This is a genomic window from Bacillus sp. EB106-02-03-XG38, from assembly GCF_058792175.1.
Map to the genome: position 1 here is coordinate 449,665 of NZ_JBYTED010000001.1, position 24,248 is coordinate 473,912.

27 protein-coding genes and 1 pseudogene are annotated in these 24,248 nt (G+C 34.7%); 20 read left to right on the top strand and 8 right to left on the bottom strand.

What is annotated here, in order from left to right; all coding sequences use genetic code 11:
- Nucleotides 1-76: 76 nt before the first annotated feature.
- On the bottom strand, nt 77-619 hold the full coding sequence (gene racA, locus AC3WTI_RS02235; RefSeq protein ID WP_087956355.1) for a chromosome-anchoring protein RacA: 543 nt from the start codon (nt 617-619) through the stop codon (nt 77-79).
- Nucleotides 620-973: 354 nt separating this feature from the next.
- On the opposite strand from racA, the gene AC3WTI_RS02240 reads away from it, so the two are divergent.
- Both AC3WTI_RS02240 and AC3WTI_RS02245 read left to right on the top strand, forming a co-directional pair.
- The gene (locus AC3WTI_RS02240; protein WP_087956356.1) at nt 974-2,329 is read left to right on the top strand and encodes a hemolysin family protein; all 1,356 of its coding nucleotides are present in this window, start codon (nt 974-976) and stop codon (nt 2,327-2,329) included.
- Between the two features lie 132 nt (nt 2,330-2,461).
- Nucleotides 2,462-3,886 (top strand): aldehyde dehydrogenase family protein, encoded by a 1,425-nt coding sequence (locus AC3WTI_RS02245; RefSeq protein WP_087956357.1) that lies wholly within the window; start codon nt 2,462-2,464, stop codon nt 3,884-3,886.
- 121 nt (nt 3,887-4,007) lie between these two features.
- On the opposite strand, the gene AC3WTI_RS02250 is transcribed toward AC3WTI_RS02245, so the two are convergent.
- Nucleotides 4,008-4,400, bottom strand: a complete 393-nt coding sequence (locus AC3WTI_RS02250; protein WP_000247570.1) for a YueI family protein — start codon at nt 4,398-4,400, stop codon at nt 4,008-4,010.
- 233 nt (nt 4,401-4,633) lie between these two features.
- On the opposite strand from AC3WTI_RS02250, the gene AC3WTI_RS02255 reads away from it, so the two are divergent.
- Complete coding sequence (locus tag AC3WTI_RS02255; RefSeq protein WP_087956358.1) at nt 4,634-5,767, top strand: BA2291 family sporulation histidine kinase; 1,134 nt, start codon at nt 4,634-4,636, stop codon at nt 5,765-5,767.
- A 33-nt stretch (nt 5,768-5,800) separates the two neighbouring features.
- Here the strand turns inward: AC3WTI_RS02255 and AC3WTI_RS02260 are convergent, their stop codons facing one another.
- On the bottom strand, nt 5,801-6,550 hold the full coding sequence (locus AC3WTI_RS02260) for a DUF4397 domain-containing protein (RefSeq protein ID WP_087956359.1): 750 nt from the start codon (nt 6,548-6,550) through the stop codon (nt 5,801-5,803).
- A gap of 980 nt (nt 6,551-7,530) precedes the next feature.
- Here AC3WTI_RS02260 and AC3WTI_RS02265 point away from each other — a divergent pair.
- The 10 genes from AC3WTI_RS02265 (at nt 7,531) to yodN (ending at nt 16,835) form a co-directional block, all read left to right on the top strand.
- Nucleotides 7,531-8,841: an aspartate aminotransferase family protein gene (locus AC3WTI_RS02265; RefSeq protein ID WP_253621552.1), complete on the top strand. Its 1,311-nt coding sequence runs from the start codon at nt 7,531-7,533 to the stop codon at nt 8,839-8,841.
- Nucleotides 8,838-9,536, top strand: coding sequence for an acetate CoA-transferase subunit alpha (gene atoD, locus AC3WTI_RS02270; protein ID WP_087956361.1), 699 nt, complete (start codon nt 8,838-8,840; stop codon nt 9,534-9,536). The genes AC3WTI_RS02265 and atoD overlap by 4 nt, the downstream gene beginning before the upstream one ends.
- Nucleotides 9,521-10,183, top strand: coding sequence for a CoA transferase subunit B (locus AC3WTI_RS02275; RefSeq protein ID WP_087956362.1), 663 nt, complete (start codon nt 9,521-9,523; stop codon nt 10,181-10,183). The genes atoD and AC3WTI_RS02275 overlap by 16 nt, the downstream gene beginning before the upstream one ends.
- A gap of 15 nt (nt 10,184-10,198) precedes the next feature.
- Complete coding sequence (locus AC3WTI_RS02280; RefSeq protein WP_087956363.1) at nt 10,199-11,467, top strand: peptidase; 1,269 nt, start codon at nt 10,199-10,201, stop codon at nt 11,465-11,467.
- The gene (ablB, locus tag AC3WTI_RS02285) at nt 11,464-12,309 is read left to right on the top strand and encodes a putative beta-lysine N-acetyltransferase (RefSeq protein WP_087956364.1); all 846 of its coding nucleotides are present in this window, start codon (nt 11,464-11,466) and stop codon (nt 12,307-12,309) included. Before AC3WTI_RS02280 ends, ablB begins: the two co-directional genes overlap by 4 nt.
- Before the next feature lie 97 nt (nt 12,310-12,406).
- Nucleotides 12,407-13,792, top strand: coding sequence for an arginine utilization transcriptional regulator RocR (gene rocR, locus AC3WTI_RS02290; RefSeq protein WP_097841456.1), 1,386 nt, complete (start codon nt 12,407-12,409; stop codon nt 13,790-13,792).
- Between the two features lie 210 nt (nt 13,793-14,002).
- The gene (gene kamA / locus AC3WTI_RS02295; protein ID WP_087956366.1) at nt 14,003-15,424 is read left to right on the top strand and encodes a lysine 2,3-aminomutase; all 1,422 of its coding nucleotides are present in this window, start codon (nt 14,003-14,005) and stop codon (nt 15,422-15,424) included.
- Entirely contained in the window at nt 15,421-15,693 is a 273-nt protein-coding gene (locus AC3WTI_RS02300) for a YokU family protein (RefSeq protein WP_000995761.1), read from the top strand. The genes kamA and AC3WTI_RS02300 overlap by 4 nt, the downstream gene beginning before the upstream one ends.
- Before the next feature lie 72 nt (nt 15,694-15,765).
- The gene (locus AC3WTI_RS02305; RefSeq protein WP_000750725.1) at nt 15,766-15,981 is read left to right on the top strand and encodes a YozE family protein; all 216 of its coding nucleotides are present in this window, start codon (nt 15,766-15,768) and stop codon (nt 15,979-15,981) included.
- 191 nt (nt 15,982-16,172) lie between these two features.
- Complete coding sequence (gene yodN, locus AC3WTI_RS02310; protein ID WP_000101496.1) at nt 16,173-16,835, top strand: germination protein YodN; 663 nt, start codon at nt 16,173-16,175, stop codon at nt 16,833-16,835.
- A 4-nt stretch (nt 16,836-16,839) separates the two neighbouring features.
- Here yodN and AC3WTI_RS02315 read toward each other — a convergent pair whose 3' ends face one another.
- Complete coding sequence (locus AC3WTI_RS02315; protein WP_087956367.1) at nt 16,840-17,007, bottom strand: DUF3930 family protein; 168 nt, start codon at nt 17,005-17,007, stop codon at nt 16,840-16,842.
- A 150-nt stretch (nt 17,008-17,157) separates the two neighbouring features.
- Between AC3WTI_RS02315 and AC3WTI_RS02320 the strand changes: the two genes are divergently transcribed.
- From AC3WTI_RS02320 to AC3WTI_RS02340, 5 genes are all read left to right on the top strand, one after another.
- Entirely contained in the window at nt 17,158-17,337 is a 180-nt protein-coding gene (locus AC3WTI_RS02320) for a YozD family protein (protein WP_000658451.1), read from the top strand.
- A 111-nt stretch (nt 17,338-17,448) separates the two neighbouring features.
- Nucleotides 17,449-17,631 carry a hypothetical protein gene (locus tag AC3WTI_RS02325; protein WP_000473370.1) on the top strand — a complete coding sequence of 61 codons (183 nt, stop codon included), beginning with the start codon at nt 17,449-17,451 and terminating at the stop codon, nt 17,629-17,631.
- On the top strand, nt 17,631-18,452 hold the full coding sequence (locus AC3WTI_RS02330; protein ID WP_097841457.1) for a serine/threonine protein kinase: 822 nt from the start codon (nt 17,631-17,633) through the stop codon (nt 18,450-18,452). The genes AC3WTI_RS02325 and AC3WTI_RS02330 overlap by 1 nt, the downstream gene beginning before the upstream one ends.
- Entirely contained in the window at nt 18,434-19,189 is a 756-nt protein-coding gene (locus AC3WTI_RS02335) for a sporulation protein (protein WP_097841458.1), read from the top strand. The genes AC3WTI_RS02330 and AC3WTI_RS02335 overlap by 19 nt, the downstream gene beginning before the upstream one ends.
- Before the next feature lie 77 nt (nt 19,190-19,266).
- Nucleotides 19,267-19,902, top strand: coding sequence for a phosphatase PAP2 family protein (locus tag AC3WTI_RS02340; protein WP_000833365.1), 636 nt, complete (start codon nt 19,267-19,269; stop codon nt 19,900-19,902).
- Here the strand turns inward: AC3WTI_RS02340 and AC3WTI_RS02345 are convergent.
- The 4 genes and pseudogenes from AC3WTI_RS02345 to AC3WTI_RS02360 form a co-directional block, all read right to left on the bottom strand.
- Nucleotides 19,892-20,773 (bottom strand): cation diffusion facilitator family transporter, encoded by an 882-nt coding sequence (locus AC3WTI_RS02345; RefSeq protein ID WP_492304296.1) that lies wholly within the window; start codon nt 20,771-20,773, stop codon nt 19,892-19,894. The genes AC3WTI_RS02340 and AC3WTI_RS02345 overlap by 11 nt on opposite strands.
- A gap of 294 nt (nt 20,774-21,067) precedes the next feature.
- A complete protein-coding gene (locus tag AC3WTI_RS02350) occupies nt 21,068-21,382 on the bottom strand; it encodes a thioredoxin family protein (protein WP_000658777.1) in 315 nt (104 codons plus the stop codon).
- Nucleotides 21,379-21,681 (bottom strand): annotated as a pseudogene (locus AC3WTI_RS02355) (hypothetical protein); the annotation flags it as partial. The pseudogene AC3WTI_RS02355 and the gene AC3WTI_RS02350, both read right to left, overlap by 4 nt.
- Nucleotides 21,682-22,282: 601 nt before the next feature.
- Nucleotides 22,283-22,891, bottom strand: coding sequence for a hypothetical protein (locus AC3WTI_RS02360; RefSeq protein ID WP_097841460.1), 609 nt, complete (start codon nt 22,889-22,891; stop codon nt 22,283-22,285).
- A gap of 156 nt (nt 22,892-23,047) precedes the next feature.
- Between AC3WTI_RS02360 and AC3WTI_RS02365 the strand changes: the two genes are divergently transcribed.
- Both AC3WTI_RS02365 and AC3WTI_RS02370 read left to right on the top strand, forming a co-directional pair.
- Entirely contained in the window at nt 23,048-23,191 is a 144-nt protein-coding gene (locus tag AC3WTI_RS02365; protein WP_179192005.1) for a hypothetical protein, read from the top strand.
- Between the two features lie 583 nt (nt 23,192-23,774).
- Nucleotides 23,775-24,128, top strand: a complete 354-nt coding sequence (locus tag AC3WTI_RS02370; protein WP_087956372.1) for a hypothetical protein — start codon at nt 23,775-23,777, stop codon at nt 24,126-24,128.
- The last annotated feature ends 120 nt before the right edge of the window (nt 24,129-24,248 follow it).

The window sequence follows — 24,248 nt, forward strand, 5'->3', positions numbered from 1 at the left end:
AAAGAGAATCCTATTTTAAAATGAAATCTTTCTTCATGAAAAAAAGACCCTTATTATTGTAATAAGGGTCTAAAAATCATAATCCAAAAATACTAAAAATCATTTTACGGCGCTTCGGTTTCTTTTCACGTTCATATGTTGGTTTTGTATCGGGAGTAATATATATTGGTTCTTCTTTCTTGAGGGTAGCTTCTAGCTTTTGAATTCGCTCTAACATTTCCTCCATTTCACGACGATGTTGTAAAAGTTGGTACGTAACAACATCATTCGCCTTATCTTGCATTTGTTCTTCCATTCGATCTAGCCTTCTCGTAATTGTGTTTAATTGAGCTGCTAATTGCTCAAAATCATGAGAGGATATGTTTTGAACAATTGTATTTACTTGAGTTTTTAATTCTTCAACATCGTTTGATGCTGTTTCTTGAGTAGGGTTAGAGTTTTGGCACTGTTCTATTTGTGAAAGATGGTATTCTAACATTTGATCTAAATCATCTTGTGTAAAAATAAAATGACCATATTTATTTTTTTCTATCGTAAGATTTAATTGTTGTGCAATCCGGACAACAGCCTTCGGGCTAACACCTAATTTTTTTGCGATAAATGGTGTTTTATATTCCAAAATAATCCCTCCTATATATATCCTGTTGAATGATTTCGATCTATGAAGAAAGTTCCCTTCTAGTGTGACAAAAGAAGTGTGGAATCGGCAAAGAAAGTGCTTTTTCACGAAATGAAGCTACGAAGAATATATCGTGTATATAAAAACGTTTCGCCTTAAGATTTAGAATTATTTGACTGAAGGAAAAGAATTAGATTATCATAATGATAAATATCTTTTTTATGTATGCATATAATATATAAAAAGGTGGTTGCTAATGTAGAATTTTGTTAGAGTATTAGAATGCTTACTTCACTTGAATAAAATTAAGTAGGAGGTGGCTTCCTTGCTTACAATGTAAGTAAGGAAAAGTATTTGGACATATATAGTATAAGTATAGTGATTGTTTTAATTGCCTTAACGGCATTTTTCGTTGCAGCAGAATTTGCAATTGTTAAAGTGCGAAGTTCACGAATTGACTATTTAATTGCAGAAGGAAATAATCGCGCAGCATCTGTCAAAACAGTCATTACAAACTTAGACGAATATTTATCTGCTTGTCAGCTAGGTATAACAGTTACAGCTCTGGGAATTGGGTGGTTTGGTAAACCTGCGTTAAAGCAAATGTTTGACACGATTTTTGTAAATTTGAACATTTCTTCCCAACTAGCAGACATTTTTGCTGTAATTTTAGTGTTTTTGTTTATTACATTTTTACATGTTGTAATAGGGGAATTGGCCCCAAAGACATTTGCGATTCAAAAAGCTGAACAAGTAAGTTTATTTGTTGCTAAACCGTTAATTTTCTTTTATCGTATGGCGTTTCCGTTTATTTGGCTATTAAATGGATCAGCCCGAATGATTACGAAGTTGCTAGGGCTGAAACCACCGAAAGGGCACGATGAGGTTCATTCAGAAGAAGAATTACGGTTGTTAGTTTCAGAAAGTTACAAAAATGGAGAGATTAATCAATCTGAATATAAATATGTAAATAAAATCTTTGAATTTGATGATCGTATAGCAAAAGAAATAATGGTACCCCGAACTGAGATGCATATTATTAGTAAAGAAATGCCTGCTGAAGAAGCTTTGCAAAAAATGTCTCGGGAAAAATATACGAGATACCCAGTTGTTGATGGCGACAAAGATCACGTAATAGGTTTTGTAAACTTTAAAGATATTTTCACAGATTTTGTGCAGCATAAGGCGGTAAGTAATAAGAAAGTAGAGCAATATATGAGGCCGATTATTTTAGTTATCGACTCTATCCCAATACACGACTTGTTTTTAAAAATGCAAAAAGAAAGAACGCATATTGCTATATTGATAGATGAATATGGTGGTACGTCTGGACTTGTTACTGTTGAAGACATTTTAGAAGAAATAGTTGGAGATATTCAAGATGAGTTTGATACAGATGAACAGCCAGAAATTCAACAAGTTAGTGAAACGAAAACGATATTAGAGGGAAAAGTGCTCGTAAGTGAAGTGAATACGTTGTTAGGATTAACGATCGATGATAATGGAGTTGATACAATAGGTGGATGGATTTTAACGAAGAATATAGAAATTGCTGAAGAGGATTTCATTGAAATTGAAAATTATAAGTTTTGCGTGAAAGAATTAGATGGACACTATATAAAGAGACTAGAAGTTACAAAAAATGTAGAATCCATTGTTGTATTAGAAGATGAAAAGCAAATTTCATTACAAGAACAAATTAGTTCGTAGACTCTGCTATATGGCAGAGTTTTTTTGAGCATAATGTTTTTGGCAGAATAAGGGCTATGATACAATGACATAAGTCAGACCTTTCACTAGGTGAAGTATTGTTGTATACATATATTTGGAAGGGGAAGAATTATGAAAAAGCATTTATATATAAATGGAGATTGGAAGTCTGTAAACACGTATAAACCATTGTACGCACCATATTCTGAAGAAACATTAGCGGAAATTGCACAAGGAACGGAAGAAGATGTACAAGAGGCTGTAACTGCTGCAAAAATTGCAATGAAAGAAATGAATAGATTATCTGCATATGATCGTGCGACTATTTTAGAGAAGGTTGCACAAAAAATGGATGAAAGAAGAGAAGAATTTGCACAGATTATTGCAAAAGAGGCTGCAAAACCAATACGTGCTGCGAGAGGAGAGGTAGATCGTACCGTTCAGACATACAAGTTTGCAGCGGAAGAAGCAAAGCGTATATACGGCGAGACACTGCCACTTGATGCAGCACCTGGTGCAGATGGGCGTATTGCATACACTATACGAAAACCAATCGGGGTTATAGGGGCAATTACACCATTTAATTTCCCATTAAATTTAGTGGCACATAAAGTCGGCCCTGCAATTGCTGCCGGAAATACAGTTGTGTTAAAACCAGCTGATCAAACACCGTTATCGTCTTACGCTTTAGTTGAACTATTTGAAGAGGCAGGATTGCCAAAAGGAGCTTTAAATATTATTTCTGGTCCTGGTTCAACTGTAGGAGAGGCGATAGTTACAAATGATGATGTTGCTTCCATTACTTTTACTGGAAGTCCGAGAGTTGGAATTGGAATTAAGGCAAAGGCTGGGTTAAAGCGAGTTACGTTAGAACTAGGGTCAAATGCTGCAGTTATTATTGATGAAGATGTAGAATTAACAGATGAATTAATTGAACGTGTAAAATGGGGAGCATTTGTTAATAATGGACAAGTTTGTATTTCGGTACAACGTGTTTTTGTACAGGAAAAAAGAATGGATGAATTTCTTACAAAGCTAAAGAAAGCGATGGGAACAGTTGTTGTTGGTGATCCACTGCTTGAAGAAACGGATGTATCAGCTTTAATTTCGAAAAAAGATGTAGAGAGAATTGAAATGTGGGTGCAAGAAGCTATTAAGGAAGGTGCAACTGTTTTATACGGTGGTAAGAAACAGGATGCAAGAATCTTTGAACCAACTGTATTAACAAATGTTCCAGAGTATGTATCTGTACAGTGTCAAGAAGTATTTGGCCCACTTATGACAGTAAATACATTTAAAGAATTTGATGAGGCGATAGAGCAAGTAAATCATTCACGTTACGGTCTACAAGCAGGCATATTTACAAATAATTTGTTTAAAGCTATGCGTGCAATTGATGAGCTAGAAGTTGGCGGTGTCATGGTAAACGATATTCCAACGTTCAGAGTAGATCATATGCCTTATGGTGGTGTGAAAGAAAGTGGAACGGGGCGTGAAGGAATTAAATATGCAATAGAAGAAATGACCGAAATGAAATTAGTATGCATTAAAAAATAAAGTATAGAAAACTTAAATATCGAAATAAAAAACGAGTATGAAAATGTTTACGATTCCATACTCGTTTTTTATTGTTTGTTTTACGTTTTTCAGAATGATTTCATTTAATCAAGTGTACCTTTTACTTCATTTCTTGTTTGAAAATAGCATCTTCTACATAAATTTGTTCTTTGTCGACAGCAGTGCTATGAGATAATACTAAACCAATTGGTGTTTCTATACCTTTATTTTGAACAATTGTAAAAGGAACATTTTTTTCATTTGCTAATTTAATGTATTTAGATAAATGTGGGTAAGCAATGCCACCATTTAGGAATATTTGTAATGATTGAGAAGAGCGCATGCTACTAGCTACTTCAGAATATACATTACTTTGCATTACTTGACCGATAGTTAAAGCGATTTCTACACGCTCACGTAATGTAGTTAAATACATATTACGTTCTTCTGGTTTGTTCTGCTTTTGGCCGTAAATGCCTTCTTGGAGATAATCTTCCACATTTTTATTTACCATATTTTTCACACCTTTCATTTTCTATTGTACGAAAGAATGAAGCAGGATGCAAAAAAAGTCGCATCGAATATAAAAAACTTTGAATAAAAGGAAGGAAAATGGTATGTATCAATCTAAACAATTAATAAAGTGATAAAAAATTTTATCAACACATATTAACAAAATGTGACAATAATCTATTAACGAATCGTGATTTTTGTGTTAATATTCAAAATATAAAGGGTGTTCGTCGCATGGAAATGGAGGGAATGGAGGTTTTTCCAATCGATAAGGATATAAAAGAAGTATTTTGTTCGCACTTGAAAAACAACAGGCACCAATTCGTTGAGAACTGGAAAAACAAAATGATAATTTCCGATAAAGATCCATTTAGACTAGAAGCAGTTCAAAATGGAGAGGATTTATTAGAGTTTATTATTGAACTTACTATGGAAGAAAAAGATATAAATTATCTTCAGCCATTATGCGAGAAAATAGCTATTGAACGTGCAGGAGCAGATGCGAATATAGGTGATTTTGTTTATAATGCAAATGTGGGAAGAAATGAGCTTTTCGAAGCGATGTGTGAGTTAGATGTTAGCGCGCGCGAATTGAAACCAATTATGGCCCAAATACATACTTGTTTTGATAAATTAATTTATTACACTGTTTTAAAATACTCGGAAATTATTTCAAGAAATTTAGAGGAAAAACAGCAGTATATTAATGAAACACATAAAGAAAGGCTGACGATTTTAGGGCAAATGTCAGCTAGTTTTGTACATGAATTTCGAAATCCACTTACGTCCATTATGGGGTTTGTCAAATTATTAAAGGCAGATCATCCTAGTTTATCGTATTTAGATATTATTTCGCATGAATTAGACCAATTAAATTTTCGTATTTCACAATTTTTACTCGTATCGAAAAAAGAAATGTGGACTGAATCAGAACGATTTTGGCTTAATGACTTGTTTCAAGATATTATACAGTTCTTATATCCGAGTTTGGTCAATGCAAATGTTTCGATTGAAAAGAATTTGTCATATCCAATTCCTCTTACTGGTTATCGCAGTGAAGTGAGACAAGTATTTTTAAATATATTAATGAACTCAATTGATGCTCTTGAATCAATGAAAGAAGAACGAAAAATTATCATTGATGTATTTGAAGAAGATCAATCCATTCGCATTGTAATAAAAAATAACGGACCAATGATTCCAGCTGAAAATGTAGAAACGATTTTTGAACCGTTTGTAACTACTAAAAAGTTAGGAACTGGTATTGGGTTATTTGTATGTAAACAAATTGTAGAAAAACATAATGGGTCCATCATGTGTCGTTCAGATAAAGATTGGACAGAATTTCAAATTGCATTTCAAAAATAAACAGTCTACACCAAATGAATGGTGTAGACTGTTTTAATTCGTAAGTATAACGGCTTCTAATTTAGGGTCTTTCGTTGAATAACCTAAAAGTGAAATGGTATAAATAATATTCGGTTCTACTTTGAAATTTGGTATAGTCAGCAAAACACTTGGATTATCTGCGAGTGAAACTTCAATATCTGCTGTACCAGGGCTAACTTCTAAAAAATCTGTTATTTGTTTAAAGAGTACATTTTCAAATAAATGATCTCCGCCTTTTAAATTTACATTTACAACAGGGGTATCTGGAGAAAAATGAGCAAAGCGTATTTTTGCCTGGCCAGCTGGTAAATGAGTATTATCGAGCATAGGTTGTAATTGTAGATGATGATCACTATTTATTGCAGCAAAAGTATAAGAGTGATTTCCCATTATCGGTACTAAAGCTGAAAAGATGGGGGTTTCACTTTCGACTGGAACAATATCTATGCGGTACTTACCTTGTACTAATGTTAAATAGGGGCTAAATTGTTTGAATGAAATATTTTTAATAACCTTTTGCCCATTTACTAAAATGTCAACAGCAGGTGTATTGGAAGCAGAGTGAAAAAACCTGATGTGTGACGGTAAAGCAGCTTCTTGTGAATCTCTTTTTTCATACGCCTGTACAAGTTTCGTAAGCGCATCGTAGTATTTCATATATAGTTCTACATATTTTTTCGGATTATGAAATTGATAGTAACGAGCGAGCTGCTCGTAACGTGCAGCTTCTTGTCCATATTTTTCGATCTCAGATTGAGACATGAACATTCCTCCTTTGTCATCATTAAAACTATATGCTTAGCAAGAACGAGGTTATGCGAAAAAATTTGTTTTTAAAGGAGAAAGGTTGGAAATGAGTATTTTTACGGATAAGTATAGTTTAAATGAACGAGAGTTATAAATTTCTTGAGGAAACAACAATATTTACTCCATATGAGCTGATGAAGTTTGTATTTCGAAATGAAAACGTAAGAGTGAAACAAGTGAAATATCAAAAAAATGTCTCAAATCCTTAGAAAACTAGGGATTTTTTAAATTATAGGCGAATACACATACAAAGTGATAATTGTCCTACATAAATTGTAAAGGAAAGGTAGTTTGAAATTGAGGAAAGGAATGATATCTTGGGATGGGGATATCCCGCAAGGATTTGTGAATGGAGTTATGGACGATTTTGTGCTTTAGGCTGTAGGATGAATATTGAATTTGTAACATTATTTTTTCTATTTACGTTGGTAAGTGACAGTGTATTAATCGATAAAAGAGCGTCGTGCCGAACTGATTAATGTGGTTAATCGGTTCTTTTTTTATTGTTTGAACAATGGAGAATGCATGTGAAATATAGATTACTATAAAAATAATTTCTATGGATTTAGTGGGATTAATTGTCGAGATTTGTTTGAAAATATGCAATACAAAGTAGGAGAATAGGAAGGAGTTTAAAGGGAGTTTCGTCGAAGTTTACACAATGTCGGCATTTGAGGGAAGCTGGCATTATGTTAGAAAAATATTTAATGAAGCGTTAATTTTATATAAGGGAGGGTTATTTGAGCGTATAGATAAGGATTGGTCTTCGTTTTAAGTTCTGAATTTTCTGTTTTTAAAATAATATTTAGCACTCATTTGTATATTTTATAATAGTTTTTTGATAAATTCACTGCTTTTGCAGAGGGTTCTTTTTTATGAAAGAAACGTCAATTTTCTTCATATATATATACAAATTGGAGAAATGGGGGAGCGCTATGCGCGATTACTTAATTAAACCACTTGTTGGTCAGCCGTATCCAATGATTTCACATGGAAAAGGTGTGTATTTGTATGATCAAAACGGAAATAAATATTTTGATGGCTCGTCAGGGGCAATTACGGCAGGTATTGGGCATGGCGTAAAGGAGATTGCGGACGTTATAAAAAAGCAGGCAGAGGAGATTGCATTCGTTTATAGATCACAGTTTACGAGTGAACCTGCTGAAAAATTAGCGAAGAAATTAAGCGATTTAAGTGTAGGAGATTTGAATTGGAGCTTTTTTGTGAATAGTGGTACGGAAGCAAATGAAACAGCTATGAAAATTGCAATTCAACATTTTCAAGAGCGAGGTATTCAAGGGAGGCATAAAATTTTGTCACGATGGATGAGTTATCACGGTATTACGATGGGGGCCTTATCAATGTCTGGGCATCCACTGCGCAGACAACGTTTCGTGTCAATTTTGGAAGATTATCCAACTATTCCAGCTCCATATTGTTTTAGATGTCCAGTGCAAAAAGTATATCCAACTTGTCAGCTGGCTTGTGCAACTGAACTAGAAAGATCAATTGAAAGAATTGGCGCAGAACATATTGCAGCTTTTATCGCCGAACCGATAATTGGAGCAGCTGGAGGTGCAGTTGTTCCGCCGAAAGAATATTATAAAGTCATTAAAGATATTTGTAGTCATTACGATATTTTATTTATTGCCGATGAAGTAATGACTGGACTTGGTCGTACTGGCGCATGGTTTGCGATGGAGCATTGGGGTGTAGAACCAGATATTATGACTCTCGGTAAAGGTTTAGGAGCTGGGTATACACCGATGGCAGCGACGATTGTAAGTGACCGTGTTATGGAGCCGATTTTACGAGGATCGCGATCTGTAATGAGTGGGCATACGTTAAGTGCAAATCCATTATCTGCAGCAACAGCTTTAGCTGTTATTGAATATATGGAGAAACATAATCTACCTGAAAAAACAGCAGAAAAGGGAGAATATTTAATAAAAGGACTACAGAAAGTTCAACAACAATCGACAATCATAGCTGATGTGCGCGGGAAAGGGTTGCTAATCGGAGTAGAATTGCAACCGTTTACAAAGGCGTCGGAACTTATTTCAGTTGCAGCTAAAAATGGTCTCCTTTTATACCAAGCTGTTTCAGGGCAAGCAGGAAAAGAAGATAGTGCACTGCTTGTGGCACCGCCAATGACAACTACATATTCCGAGTTAGATGAATTACTGTCAATTTTTGCGAAAAGTGTAGAAGAAATGATGCAAAAAGGAGGGCATAGTATCGCATGACAACTATTACGAATACATTCGGTAAATTTAAAGAAATAGAGGAAGTAATTTCTTTGTTCCATGATGATATGACATTAATGTTTGGGGGATTTGGGGGGATTGGATCTCCTCCATCTTTAATACAGGCAATTTTAGAAAAAGGAATTACAAATTTAAATTTAATAGGGAATGATACGGGATTTCCTGATGTAGGAATCGGTCGTCTCGTTACGAATGAAAGAGTAAAATCATTAATTACTTCTCATATCGGTTCAAATCCAAATGCAGGAAGACAGCTAAACGAAGGAAGGTTACAAATTGAGTTTTCTCCTCAAGGAACATTAGCAGAGCGTATTCGCGCTGGTGGTGTAGGGCTTGGTGGCGTATTAGTTGATGTAGGTGTTGATACGATTGTAGAAGAAGGAAAACGTACAGTTGAAATGAATGGTAAGACATATTTAGTTGAAACAGCATTAACTGCTGAGGTTGCGATTGTATATGCGAAAAAAGCGGACCCATTCGGTAACCTTGTGTTTGATAAGAGCGCCCGTAACATGAATCCACACGTTGCTATGGCCGGGGATATAACGATTGTAGAAGCAGAAGAAATTGTTCCACTTGGAAGTCTAGATCCAGAAGAAATTGTTGTCCCAGGAGTATTTGTAAATTATATCGTACCGTCGGAAGGAGTGAATTGGAAATGGGTATGGGCGTAGAAGTGAGAGATAAAATTGCTAGACGTGCGGCGAAAGAAATACAAAATGGTATGATCGTAAATTTAGGTATTGGTATACCATCGCTCGTACCAAATCATTTGCCTGACGATATAAATGTTATGTTTCATGCGGAAAATGGAATTGTAGGTATGGGACCTACGCCAAGCAAAGGAAATGAAGATGAAAACTTATGTAACGCAGCAGGTTTGCCGACTTCTCTTATTACTGGAGCGAGTTATTTTGATAGCTGCACAGCGTTTGGGATGATTCGAAAAGGTTTGCTTGATATTACGATTCTTGGTTCATTACAAGTGAGTGAGAATGGTGATTTAGCAAACTGGATCGTTCCAGGAAAACGCGTTCCTGGTATTGGGGGAGCGATGGATTTGGCACAAAAAGCAAAGCGGGTCGTTGTTGTGATGAATCATGTCGATAAATACGGAAATGCAAAAATTGTTTCGGAGTGTACGTTACCATTAACTTCAAAGAAATGTGTAGATTTAATAATTACGGATATGGCAGTTATGGAAGTGACGCCGAGAGGACTTATTTTACAAGAATTAATGAGTCCATACACAGTGGAAGATATAAAAAAACATACAGAAGCGGAGTTTGAAATTGGCTCTAACTTACTAGTAATTGAATGAGGGGAGATGTAATATATGGAGCAATTAAAAAAACAAGTTTGTGATTATATTGAGAGTCATGAAGAGGAAAGCGTAAAATTTTTAAAACGATTAATTCAAGAAAAGAGCGTATCTGGTGATGAAAGTGGTGCGCAGGCAATTGTAATTGAAAAATTACGTGAGTTAGGTTTAGATCTTGATATTTGGGAACCGTCATTTTCTAAAATGAAAGACCATCCATATTTTGTATCACCGCGTACAAGTTTTTCAGATAGCCCGAACATTGTAGCAACTTTAAAAGGAAGCGGCGACGGAAAATCAATGATATTAAATGGGCATATTGATGTTGTACCAGAAGGAGATGTAAATCAGTGGGACCATCATCCTTATAGTGGTGAGAAAATAGGAAATCGTATATATGGCCGTGGAACAACGGATATGAAAGGCGGCAATGTCGCACTTATGCTTGCGATGGAAGCGATAATTGAATCTCGTATTGAATTAAAAGGAGATATTTATTTTCAAAGTGTAATAGAAGAAGAAAGCGGCGGGGCCGGAACATTAGCGACTATATTACGAGGATATAAAGCAGATGGTGTTATTATTCCAGAACCAACAAATATGAAGTTTTTCCCGAAACAACAAGGGTCCATGTGGTTTCGTCTACATGTGAAAGGAAAAGCAGCACACGGTGGAACACGTTATGAAGGGATAAGTGCAATTGAAAAAAGTATGTTTGTTGTAGACCATTTGAGAAAGTTAGAACAGAAGAGAAATGACCGAATTACAGATCCGTTATTTAAAGGAATCCCGATTCCAATTCCAATTAATATTGGGAAAATTGAAGGCGGGAGCTGGCCAAGTTCTGTTCCTGATTCGTTAATTTTAGAAGGAAGATGTGGTATTGCGCCGAATGAGACTATAGAGGCGGCAAAAGAAGAGTTTGAGAATTGGATTGCTGAATTAAATGATGTGGACGATTGGTTTGTTGAAAATCCTGTAGAAGTAGAATGGTTTGGTGCGAGATGGGTTCCTGGAGAACTAGAAGAAAATCATGAGTTAATAACAACACTCGGTCATAACTTTGTTGAAATCGAAGGGAACAAACCGATTATTGAAGCATCTCCATGGGGGACTGATGGAGGTTTATTTACACAAATCGCAGGTGTACCAACGATAGTATTTGGCCCAGGAGAAACGAAAGTCGCACATTATCCAAACGAATATATAGAAGTTGATAAAATGATAGCTGCCGCAAAAATTATTGCATGTACATTATTAGATTGGTGTGAGGTGAAAAAATGAAATACTATGAATCTTTTAAAGAGCAGACGAACGGCTATATAGTAGAAGGCGTTTTGGACTATTTTAATAAACGTATTCGAGTAGACCACTACACAGGAAATATTGAGAGGATTATCCAAACAATTGATGAATTAGCAGAGAAACATTCTTTCACTAAATGTATTGTTAAAGGAAAGGGAGAGCATGTTTCAACATGGCTCTCTTTCGGTTTTTTATTGGAAGCAACGATACCACATTATTTCCAAGGTCACGATGCATACTTTTTCGTGAAATTTAATAATGATGAAAGACGAAATAGTATACATTGGACTGAGGAGGATACCATCTTAAGTGGTGTAAAAGCAAAAGAAGTAAAAGAAAAAATAGTCCCAGAGAAATTTCTATTAAGAAAAGCGACAGAAGAGGATGCAGAAGAATTAGCAACTGTATTTGGAAAAGTATTTGAAGTGTATCCGACTCCTTTAAACGAAGCGAGTTATGTAAAACAAACGATGAAAGAGGACGATACAATTTACTATGTGTATGAATTCGAGGGGAAAATAATTAGTACAGCATCTGCAGAAATGAATATAAAAGAAGGAAATGCAGAATTAACGAATTGTGCTACTTTACCCGAATATCGTAAACATGGGTTTATGAAAAGCTTATTAATTAAATTAGAAGAAGAACTACAAGAAAGATCGATTTTCTGCTCTTATACAATTGCTCGATCGCTTTCTTTCGGAATGAATGCGGCTTTTCATCAGTTAGGTTATACGTATTCAGGGCGAATGGCGAACAATTGCTACATTTTTGATAAGTTGGAAGATATGAATATATGGGTGAAAGATTTGTCTAAATAGAACGGTGAAAATAGAACGGAATCGTCATGCTTATAATCGCACATAGGTATGCCGAAAATTCGGCATGATATTTGCTGAATTTTCGGCAAGAGGGGGGATGACATTGCTAGCAGTTTCGACACAAGAAGTCATTGAAGCGATTTTGGGCAGTATTGATGAGGCTATACATGCAGTAGATGAAAATGGAATTACAATTTTCTATAATACTGTAGCTGCAAAACACGATGGATCAAAAATTGAAAAAGTGTTAGGGAAACATTTGTTAGAAGCGTTCCCTTCTTTATCTAGGGAAACAAGTACATTGATGAAAGTATTAGATACAAAAAAACCAATTGTTCATCAAGTACAGCATTATCAAAATTTAAATGGAGAAGACATTTGTACAGTAAATACGACGTTACCTATTTTTATAGATGGAAATATTGCTGGAGCTGTTGAAATTGCAAAAGATTATTCCACAGTACAAAAGCTTACGGATACAATCGTTGATTTGCAGTCGAAAATAAAGCGGTCATCTAGAAAAAAATCGACCAAAAAGCATGTTGCATTTGAGACGATCGTGACGAATGATGCAAGGTTTAAACAGACGAAAGAATTAGCACAAAAGGTAGCCCCAACTGATGCGAATGTTTTAATATATGGGGAAACAGGAACAGGGAAAGAGTTATTTGTACAAGCGATTCATGAAGCATCTAAACGGAAGAACAAACCGTTTATTGCACAAAACTGTGCAGCTTTGCCAGAGTCTCTGTTAGAAAGTTTATTGTTTGGAACGACGAAAGGTAGCTATACTGGGGCAATTGAACGAGCGGGATTATTTGAACTTGTAGATGGAGGGACATTGTTTTTAGATGAACTGAATTCAATGCCACTCGATTTACAAGCGAAAATGCTACGTGTATTAGAAGATGGTGTTATTCGTCGTATTGGTGATAATAAGACGAGAAAAGTAGATGTTCGCGTTATTACCGCAATGAATCAGCCGCCAGAAATATGCTTAAGAGAGAATAAAATTCGCACTGATTTATACTATCGATTAAATGTCTTTTCATTATACATTCCGCCGCTCCGTGAAAGAACTGAGGATGTATTATTATTAGCATCTTATTTTTTGAAAGAATATAATAAAAGTTATAAAAAAGGTGTACTTCAAATGGATAAGGAAGCGGAAGAAAGATTACAAGCTTACCAATGGCCTGGAAATGTTCGGGAACTAAAACATACGATTGAACATGCTGTCATAATTGCGGAAGGGAATACGTTAACAGCTAATTGTTTACCACGTACATTTCGGAAAGAGAATCTTCCGAAGAAGAGGGATATATTGCCTCTTAGAGAAGCACTTCATCAAACGGAAAAAGAATTAATAGATCAAGCGTTAATTGAAACGGAAGGAAATATACTACAAGCTGCAAAAATGTTAGGCATTCCTCGTCAGACGCTGCAATATAAACTGAGTAAGTACGACAAAACCGCCGAATAATTGGCGGTTTTTGTGTGTTTGCACCAATAAAAGAGCGTTTACATATATAAAAAGTAATGAATATGATAGTATGTATGGATTTCATACAGTGCTCAAAAATATTTTTTCGCTTATGTAATAGGGTTCTCCGTACATTTACTTATCAAAAAAGTAAAGTTGGCATAACTATTGCTTATATAAAGGATGAGCGTATAAAAAGGGGGAATAGCAATGTTACATGATGTATACAAACCAAATCGTCACTGGAAGGATATCGAGTTGTGGAAGGATGTTACTGAAGAACAATGGAATGATTGGGTTTGGCAATTAACGAATACGATCAAAACTTTGGATGACTTAAAGAAAGTGATTAATTTAACACCTGAAGAAGAAGAAGGCGTTAAAATTTCAACGAAAACGATCCCGTTAAATATTACACCGTACTATGCTTGGCTAATGAATCCTGATGATCCACGCTGTCCGATTCGGATGCAATCTGTACCGATTTCGGAAGAGTTGTATAAAACAAAATACGATTTAGAAGATCCGCTTCATGAAGATGAAGATTCACCAGTTCCAGGGCTAACACATCGTTATCCTGACCGCGTCTTATTCCTAGTAACGAATCAATGTTCTATGTATTGTCGTTACTGTACACGCCGTCGTTTTAGTGGACAAATTGGAATGGGTGTACCGAAGAAACAATTAGATGATGCAATTGCTTACATTCGTGATACACCACAAGTACGAGATGTATTGATTTCTGGTGGTGACGGTCTTCTTATTAACGATAAAATTTTAGAATATGTATTAAAAAATTTACGAGAGATTCCGCACGTTGAGATTATTCGTATCGGAACGAGAGCACCAGTAGTGTTCCCGCAGCGTATTACAGAAAACTTATGTAACATTATTAAAAAGTACCATCCAGTATGGTTAAATACACATTTCAATACTTCTATTGAAATTACTGAAGAGTCGAAAAAGGCTTGTGAAATGTTAGCGAATGCTGGTGTTCCAGTCGGAAACCAAGCAGTAATTTTAGCTGGTATTAACGACAGCGTGCCAATTATGAAAAAACTAATGCATGACTTAGTAAAAATCCGTGTGCGTCCATACTACATTTATCAATGTGACTTATCTGAAGGTATTGGTCACTTCCGTGCACCAGTATCTAAAGGTCTTGAAATTATTGAAGGTTTACGCGGCCATACGTCTGGTTATGCAGTACCAACATTCGTTGTTGATGCACCAGGAGGAGGCGGTAAGATTGCGCTTCAGCCAAACTATTTAATCTCACAAAGTGCGGATAAAGTTGTACTTCGTAACTTTGAAGGTGTTATTACAACGTATCCAGAGCCAGAAAGCTACATTCCTGGAAGAGCAGAAGGGTACTTTAAAGAAATCTATCCGAACTACGAAGAAAAACGTTCAGATGTTGGTATCGCAGGCCTTATGAGTGATAAGAAATTTAACCTCGTTCCAGACGACTTACAGCGTATGAGCCGTCGTAAAGACTACGAAGATAATGAAACGCATGCATCATTAAAAGATAAACGTGATAAACGCGACCAATTAAAAGATAAAAAATATCAAGCACAAATGGCTAAATTAGAAGAAAACGACAAAAAAACTGAGGGTGATGCAGTATGAATTGTATGTGGTGTGACAGTACAGAAGCGAAAGAAAGCTTGAATACTGTATATTGGGAATTACCAGATGGTACGAAAGCCATTGAAATCCAAGAAACACCATGTATTTCTTGTTCCTCATGTGGTATGGACTATCAAGCAGATCAAACAGTGAAAGAAATAGAAGACCAATTGTTTCTAATTTATACGAAAGATTTACCAAAACAACTAACATATGAAGAATTAATGGGAAGGCCACGACTATTAAAAAGAAATTATTTCGACTTTTAACCAGCTTTTAAGCTGGTTTTTTTCTTTTTTGCCTTGTATAATGTACCCAAGTTAGAAAGGTAGGGAATATTTTTGAAAAAGACATTTTACCACTATATGATGAAGCATCGAGCAGCTTTATTTAGTAATGAAATTTCGAATTTAGCAGAGGCAATGTATGATGATTTAAGCTTTCCGAAGCAATCTGAAGACTATGATGAAATTAGTTCATACTTAGAATTAAGCGGAATGCTAGAAAGTATGTCTATATTTGATGAAGCTTGGGATTTATACATACAAGAGAGATAAAAACTATATGATGGTATTTTTGATGAGAAGCTAGTCTATTTGCTAGCTTTTTTTACGTTGTAAATAAATTTTCATATGTTGATATTTTTTATTGAAAAAATTTATGAATATACGCTTCTGTGATAAGCGTTTTTATGTAGGTTGCATATACTGTTATCAAAATCACGACGTCAAAAAAAGGAGAGATATAGATGGCAAGGAAAAAGCAACCTAAATATAACGTAGGGGACATAGTCGTGATTACACTATATGGAACCGTTGGTAAAATCACAAATATGAAGGTTTTAGATGGAGTTTATGTATACGAAGTCAATAATCACGATGGCTTTTACGTAGAGCAAACGTTGCAGCACGTTTCAGAGCAAGATATGAAAAAAGGTGAAACTGAGTGGATTGAATTGAATTATAATTTCACTTTTGGTGATCTCGTGCAAGTAACAGGTTATGATAAAGATGTGTTTCGAATTGTTGGTTTTCGTACAGAAGTATGGAGATATAAAAATGACGCATGGGAAGATACAATATATGAATTGTCACGAATTACGGATGGTGAATGGTTAGAAGCGGATGAGTCAGATTTAACGTTACTTGCCAATGCTCAAACGGCAAATGCTATTTTGAAGAAAATGAAACAAGATAAAGCTGGTATGAATAAATTAGATTTAGGAAAATTAAAGTCAATTAACAACTCAAAAAAAGTGAGTGTTAAGACAAATCGTCAAGAAATCATTGATGGATTACTTGATATTTATAACGATTATCAATTGTTATTCGATACATTTAAAGATGAAGAGTACAAAATTGTTATGGATGTTGTTCATAATTATTTAGTTAAATTGACAGAGAAAAAATAGATAACTAGAAAGAGAGAATGAATTGAACAACAACATATGCAGTATAAGGTATGCCTACAATTATTAAAAAAATAAAAAGCCATTTAATAAGAGAGTCTGCCCATTGATCTTCATGCATGAACTCTTCTTTTGTTTGCCCTACTTCTTGCTTTTCCTCATATTGGTATTCCATAATAAAATCCCCCTTTTTGATAGCTTGTACTACCATCGTATGTATCTCGTCCCAAGGATATGACCTATAAAAAAAGAAAAACTATTTTTCTAATCTCATATACATATTTTTGAGATTTTTTCATAAAACAGAAATAAAGGAGTGATGCTCATGAAGGAAATTGAAGTCGTAATTGATACGGAAGAGATTGCGGAGTTTTTTTATGAGCAACTAATTGAAAGAGGATACGTCCCAAAACGAGAAGAAATTGAAGATCTCGCAGACATTACATTCGAGTATTTATTAGAGAAATGTATGATTGATGAAGTGTTTGATGAAGAGGATGAGTGAAAGTAACGACGGGCTTAACTCGTCGTTTTTTTACTCTTTACAAACTTGTCACAAATGAAGTCGGAAATTATTGGTATAATTAAAAGAAAATTTTACTCAAGAGGTGAAGGGATGTTCAAAAAAATTATTGATTCTTTATTAGGAAAGAAAAAATATCGTTCGTATTCTAGTAGTGATTATCGCCATAGAGGTCGCTCTTATTCAAGTAGCGATTATAAACGACGTTCATCTGGTTATGGGCATCATCATTATAAAAGAAAGCGTAAAAGCCGTAGCTTCTTTTCAAGTAGCTGATGAAATGGCGTCGTATACTCGCTTTATTTGATAGACCACTACGAAAAAATACAATCGTTGCAGAACGTTATAAAATTGAATCAGTAATTGGAATGGGCAGTTATGGGGTTACATATGTCGTTAATGACTTACAAATAAATAGATATAAAGTCTTAAAACAATTAAGACAAAGTAAACAAAGATATGAGTCTGGGAGAAAATCATTTGAACAAGAGAAAATGATTTTACAAACATTAAATCACCGTGCAATTCCTAGTTTATATGATCATTTCATATGGGAGAAAAAAAGCTTTTTTGTGATGGAATATATGCCTGGTAAAAATTTCGAAGATTATATTTTCTTAGATGGGCATGTATATACAGAACGTGAAGTGTTTAAAATTTTATATGAAATATTAGAAATTGTATCGGTGTTTCATAGTGAAGGTATTATTCACCGAGATTTACGCATTCCAAATGTATTAATGAAAGAAAATGAAATTAGTATTATTGATTTTGGATTGGCTAAATTGAAAGGTGAGGATGATGAACGAGCTACAACTTATGAAGGTGAACAAGCTTTGATGCGAGAAGTTCACTTTCGTAGCGATTTTTATGCGCTCGGTCATTTTTCATTATTTTTATTATATGCAGGCTATGAATCTAATGAAAAACATGAAAAGCCATGGTATGACGAATTAACTTTGGAAAATTGTAACCGTGAAATGCTTATGCGCATGTTACAAATAAAAACGCCGTACTATGAGAATGTACAAGATTTAAAAAAAGATGTAGCTTTTGCTTTAGAAAGGATGGAGGATCCATGTTTCAAAAGTTTTTAGCAAGCGTTGGTATTGGCAATGCAAAAGTAGATACAGTTCTTGAAAAAGATGAGTATATTGTTGGAGAAGAGATACACGGGAAGGTTCATATAACTGGTGGTTCAGTTAGCCAACAAATTGAAAGCATTTACTTAACGTTATCAACATCGTATGTACGTGAAGTGGATGATAAAAAAGTAACAGCAACATATGATTTAGAGCGAGTTCGTTTGACAGAACCTTTTTCTGTTGAGCCGAATGAAAAAAGAGAAATTCCATTTTTATTTAAAATGCCGTTTGAAACGCCGCTTACTCTTGGAATGAAAACAGTTTGGGTGCATACGGGCCTTGATATTAAACGCAGTATAGATCCGAGTGATCGTGATTACATTCAAGTGTTGCCAAATGCACTATTAAATAGTGTATTAGAGAGTGTAAATCAATTAGGTTTTAAAGCGCGTCATATAGAATGTGAAGAGTTACCGTATCGATTACGTAAGCAAGTTCCATTCGCACAAGAATTTGAGTTTGTTCCGGTTTCTGGAGAGTATTATGGGAAATTAGATGAACTAGAATTATTAATCTTACCAAGCGCTTACGATCGCCTAGAGATTATTATGGAAGTAGATAGAAAATCTCGCGGATTAGCAGGTTTATTTGCAGAAGCGCTTGATCTTGATGAGAAAGTGATTCGCTTTACAGTAACGAATGAAGATATTCCAGCGATGAAAGAAAAAATTAACAATTATATTTTTTAATAAACTATGCATAAAAAAGAAATGGAGAGGAAAACTAAAACAACCGCTCCATTTTTTTGCATAGTGAGGTTATGTATGTGAAACGATATCGACATTTATACTTGTTAAGTTTTACGCTACTCATTTGTTTTGTCGTATTATCACTTTCGTATCATACCGCTTGTATTGAGAAATTTGACAATATAGTCGCACATTTTATTCAAAGTTTTCGAAACGATTATTTGACAGCTTATTTTACTTGGGTGTCTTTTATCGGTTCCAAAAGAATATATTTTCCGTTACTCATCATTCTTGTAATGTATTTTCTCGTTAGAAAAAAGTTGCTTAGTGCATTACTTCTAACAATTAATTATTATGGATCTCGTTATTTAAATAGTATGCTTAAACTATGGTACGAACGAGCAAGACCGGATGTAACGCAGCTTGTTACGGCAACTGGTTATAGTTTTCCGAGCGGTCATACGATGAATGCTACTGCTTTTTTAGGATTTATTGCATACGTTACAATTACAGAAGAACGTATTACATTGCATAAAAAATTGTTGATTATTTTTATAGCGAGCTTTGTTGTATTATCTATTTCAGTTAGCCGAATATATCTTGGCGTTCACTATCCATCTGACATATTAGCAGGATGGGCAGCTGGCGGTAGCTGGCTCGTTTTATGTGTTATATTTCATAAAACGTTCATTAAAAAAGAACCTATGTCATAATAGGTTCTTTTTCCATTGGTTCAACATGAATGTGTGCATGGTAAATGCCAAACTTTTTGCGAAGCATAGCTTCGATGTTGTCAGTAATACAATGACTTTCAACAACATCCATACGAGCATCTACCTCAATTGTAATATCAACGTACGTTTGATTCCCATACATACGAGCGCGAATATCTACGATGTTTTCCACGCCGCCAATATCTTCAATCGCATCAGCGTACTCTTCCATCTTATCTGGATCGATTCCATCCGTTAACATATGTGAAGATTCTACGAAAATCTCCCATGCAGTTTTACAAATAATAAGACCGACAATTAAAGCGGCAATAGGGTCTAAAATAGACATTTGGAACTGTGAACCGACAATACCTACTACTGTACCAATACTTACGAGAGCATCTGATAAATTATCCTTTGCAGCGGCTTCTAATGATTTACTTTTTGTTCGTGCTGCAATCTTTTTCGTATACAAATACACACAGTACATAACGACAGCAGAAAATAAGGCTACCCATGCAGCAAGCACATTAGGCGCTGTTTGTTTCGGATTTAAAAAAGATTGAATGGCACTAATAACAACCTCTAATCCTACCGTTGCCATAATAAAAGAAGCAACAAGTGATGCGATTTGTTCTGCGCGCGAATGTCCATAAGGATGATCTGGATCACGAGGTTTACGAGAGATTTTTAGACCAATTAATATCGCTAAAGAAGCACCGATATCCGTTAAGTTATTTAAACCGTCAGCACGTAATGCGCTAGAGAGGGTAATATAACTGATGATGATTTTCATAGAGGATAAAAATATGTAGGCCATAATGCTGACAATTGCACCTTTATCAGCTTCTTTATGAGAAAGAGTATCCATTTTAATCACTCACCTTTCTACAAGGAATTTCTTTCTATAAATAGAGTATCAAATGAAACTCGTGTGGGTCTATACAAACATTGTTGACGTTTTTTAGCTTTTTAAGAAGGGGATAACAAAGTTTCGTGAAGGAAAAATATGTTGTAAAGTGCAAAGTTAGAGTGTAAACGCGATTTTGATCGAGAGATAGGTGAAAGGGTACATGTATTATGATGAATCAGTATACTACACTGCTGAAAGATGATTGGGCAAAATAAAAACCCTCTAGAAAATATTTTTCAGAGGGTTTTCATCTTAGTATGCTTCTAAAAACTCAGTAACTTGCTCTTCAGTTTTTGCGTTAGCACTATGTAAGTGGCCTAGCTTCTCGCCATTTTGATATACAAGTAAACTTGGAATACCCATTACTTGATACTCTTCAGCGATACTTGGGAACTCATCTTTATTAATAGAATACCATTCAAACTTATTGAATTCTTCCATTACATCTCCGATAAAGTTGTCCATACGTACACAATCTGGGCACCATGTAGTAAAGAACTTAACAACTACTGGCTCCTCGCTTGCGATGATGTCTTTAAATTCCTGTTCTGATTTGATTTCTTTCATGTTTGGTTCTCCTTTTTCACTATCAATATTTTTGGTTGTTTAGTTGGTGTATTTGCTGTGAAACGAAAACTTCTAACGAGAGCCTTCTTTCCCAATAATTCGTTTGCAAATTGATCCACCGCAGTTTCTTGAAGTTCTGGTACAACATGGAAGTAATTATCCAATTTGATACCTACTCTGTTTAGTCCTAAAGTCCGCTTGTGATCTTTGAATGTACAACTTAGATACTAAAAACGAATATTAGGGACCTCACTTTTCTTTATAAGCTTTTTCATGAGCTGTGTCAAACTTCTGAATTGCTTGGGTTACCTTTATAAGTAGGGTAAATCAAGTTGTATTCATGATAGCCATCGCCATAACTTTCTTTTCCTCACATATTTATATGAGATGTTTATGAAACGACTGAAATGTAAAGTCAGATAAAACAAGCAATCTCTTTCCGGTACTTAGAGGAGGTAAACGGTGGATGATCATTACTCATAAATTTTATAAGTAATAAAACAACAAACAGGAAATTCAAAAAAGATGTAAGGAATGCATATATAATATTAGAGGAATCGTTATAAGAACTTATTTGTGAAGTTGTGAGAGAAGAAATTAGGGTGGTGTTAGCTGAGTTCCGGCAATAATCACAACCAAATAAAGTAACGTTGGCGAAAGGAGTGTGACTAACAGGATGGGGATGCAGATGTGGTAGAAAAAGACCATTATATTATTCTTTCAGAGGGGAGAATTAGAATGGTGAAATGGATAAAGAAATTATGTTCAAAAAACGCCCACCCTGCATTGTTTGTGAGAAACAAGAAGGTGAGCTTCACTTAAAAGAAACGAATTGAATTTGTGAAAATTGTGCCCCAGGTTACGCAGGAACAAGGTAGTGAAAGAGATACCTATACTCTTTTACACCTTATTCCATAAATAAGAAAGTTGGTGGGCTTCTGATTCAAGAGCTATTAAATGATCATTATTAATAGAGTTATTCGTATACATTCTGTTCTTTTGGATGTTAAGGACTGTATAATTCACATCTTTATATTCATTTGAAAATGTTGATTCATTTAATAATGTCAGTGTTGAGTTGATGTTATACTTATCAATGCGCTCTTTTTTCCCTTTGAAAAATAGTTTAATAAGATGCGGCTCATCATTAATGAGCAAACCGAGTTCAGGTGACGAGCGGACGATTAAACTATCTGATAACCAATGTGATTTACCTGGATCAAACCAAGAAACGTCTTTGTTTTTAATAAATTTTTTGTACTGCTTTATAACATCAATGTAGTTTTGCTTTTTCTTCTGATCAACAGTTTGTACTAATGTTTCAAAACAGTCAAAAGGTAGTTCATTTTTATGAAATTTAATAATAGTTTCTCGTAATTGTTTCCAGTAATCAAAAACTGGTTGATATTCAGGTTGAGATTTTAGATTCTTTACAAAATTCGTTTTAGCTGCACTACTTTTTAGTGTGAAATCTAAAAATTGTGTAAGTCCCACTTTAATTTCCGCCATGTTACACCCCCTTTCTAAACATTACCAATTCGATATTGGAAATGGAAATCCTGCATCTTTAAGACCGTGAACTAGATGCTAGAGAAACCGATTTTCAAACGATTCCTTAAAGATATGTGTAATCATGGAATATTTTCTAAAGGGAGGTAACTTGCAATGGGTTCAAAACGACTAAACAATCTGCACCCACTAGATGATAATAATACGCAAGAAGCATTGGATAGTTTGTTAAAAGCAGTGGATAAAGCCTTGGAAGAAGAGGGCGAAAAACCAAAGAAACAAAATAATGAAGATGAGTGAAGCGCACTATCGTTAAATTGAGGAATAACGTGCTTTTTTATTTTCTTTATAAAGCGCATGCATATTTATTGATTTACAGATGGGTGTTACGCGAGCATAGTCTTTTTGATGCATAATAAAATGGTTATAAGGCGGAAATAAAAAATGTAATTATACGAAAAAAGGTCCTGTTGTTTCCAACAGGACCTTTCCTAAAATGGCAAAGAGTAACTCTTACCTTACTCTTCTCGTATATAATACCTGAAAAAGATAGATGTGTATACAACAATAAATTCCAATATAATTATTCGAATATAGTGTTAAAGAATAATTATATTGGAATTTAAAATATGGAATTAAATTACAAACGTTGATTTATCAAGTGATTAGAATGAATTTCTATTGGATTGCAGTAAATAAAATGATATTGAGATAATAAGATATGTAATTGTGCATATCGGACTTTTTAAAGTGAACAAGGTTATAAAATATATAAATGTTACGAAAGTTGAGGAGGTGAATTATGGAAATTCGTTTGCTTTTTACTGTAATAAATAAATTCATTTGAATAGAATCGAAAAATAGAGATTTGCCTTAGTCATTTATGAAAGTTAAGAATATGTATAAAAAAAGGAGTAAATACACAGGTCCAATTTTTGTAATGATGGAGGGAATGGTTGTGGACATAACTCAAAGTATGGCACGGATTGTGGTTAATGGGAGAGATCTTCCGTTTAATTCAGTTAGAACTTCTGTATGGAATCAAGGGCCTGTAAATGATTTAATTGTTTCAACAAATCAGAGAATCGAGGAGTTTTATCAATTTATGTGGTCACAAGTGCCAGTCACGCTTGCGATGTATTTTCTACAGGGGGCTGACTTAATGAGGTTTGCCAGAATTATTGGGATTAATCAAAGTGTGACGGGAGAATATATATATCATTTCTCTTGGGGGTAAGAAGAATAAAAAGTAGCTTAATAGCTGCTTTTTTATTTTGCAAAGGAATTTAATAGGTAATGAATAGGAGGTTAGAAAAATAAGATTAGACCGTGATATAGGTAATAAGGGGGACCGCTA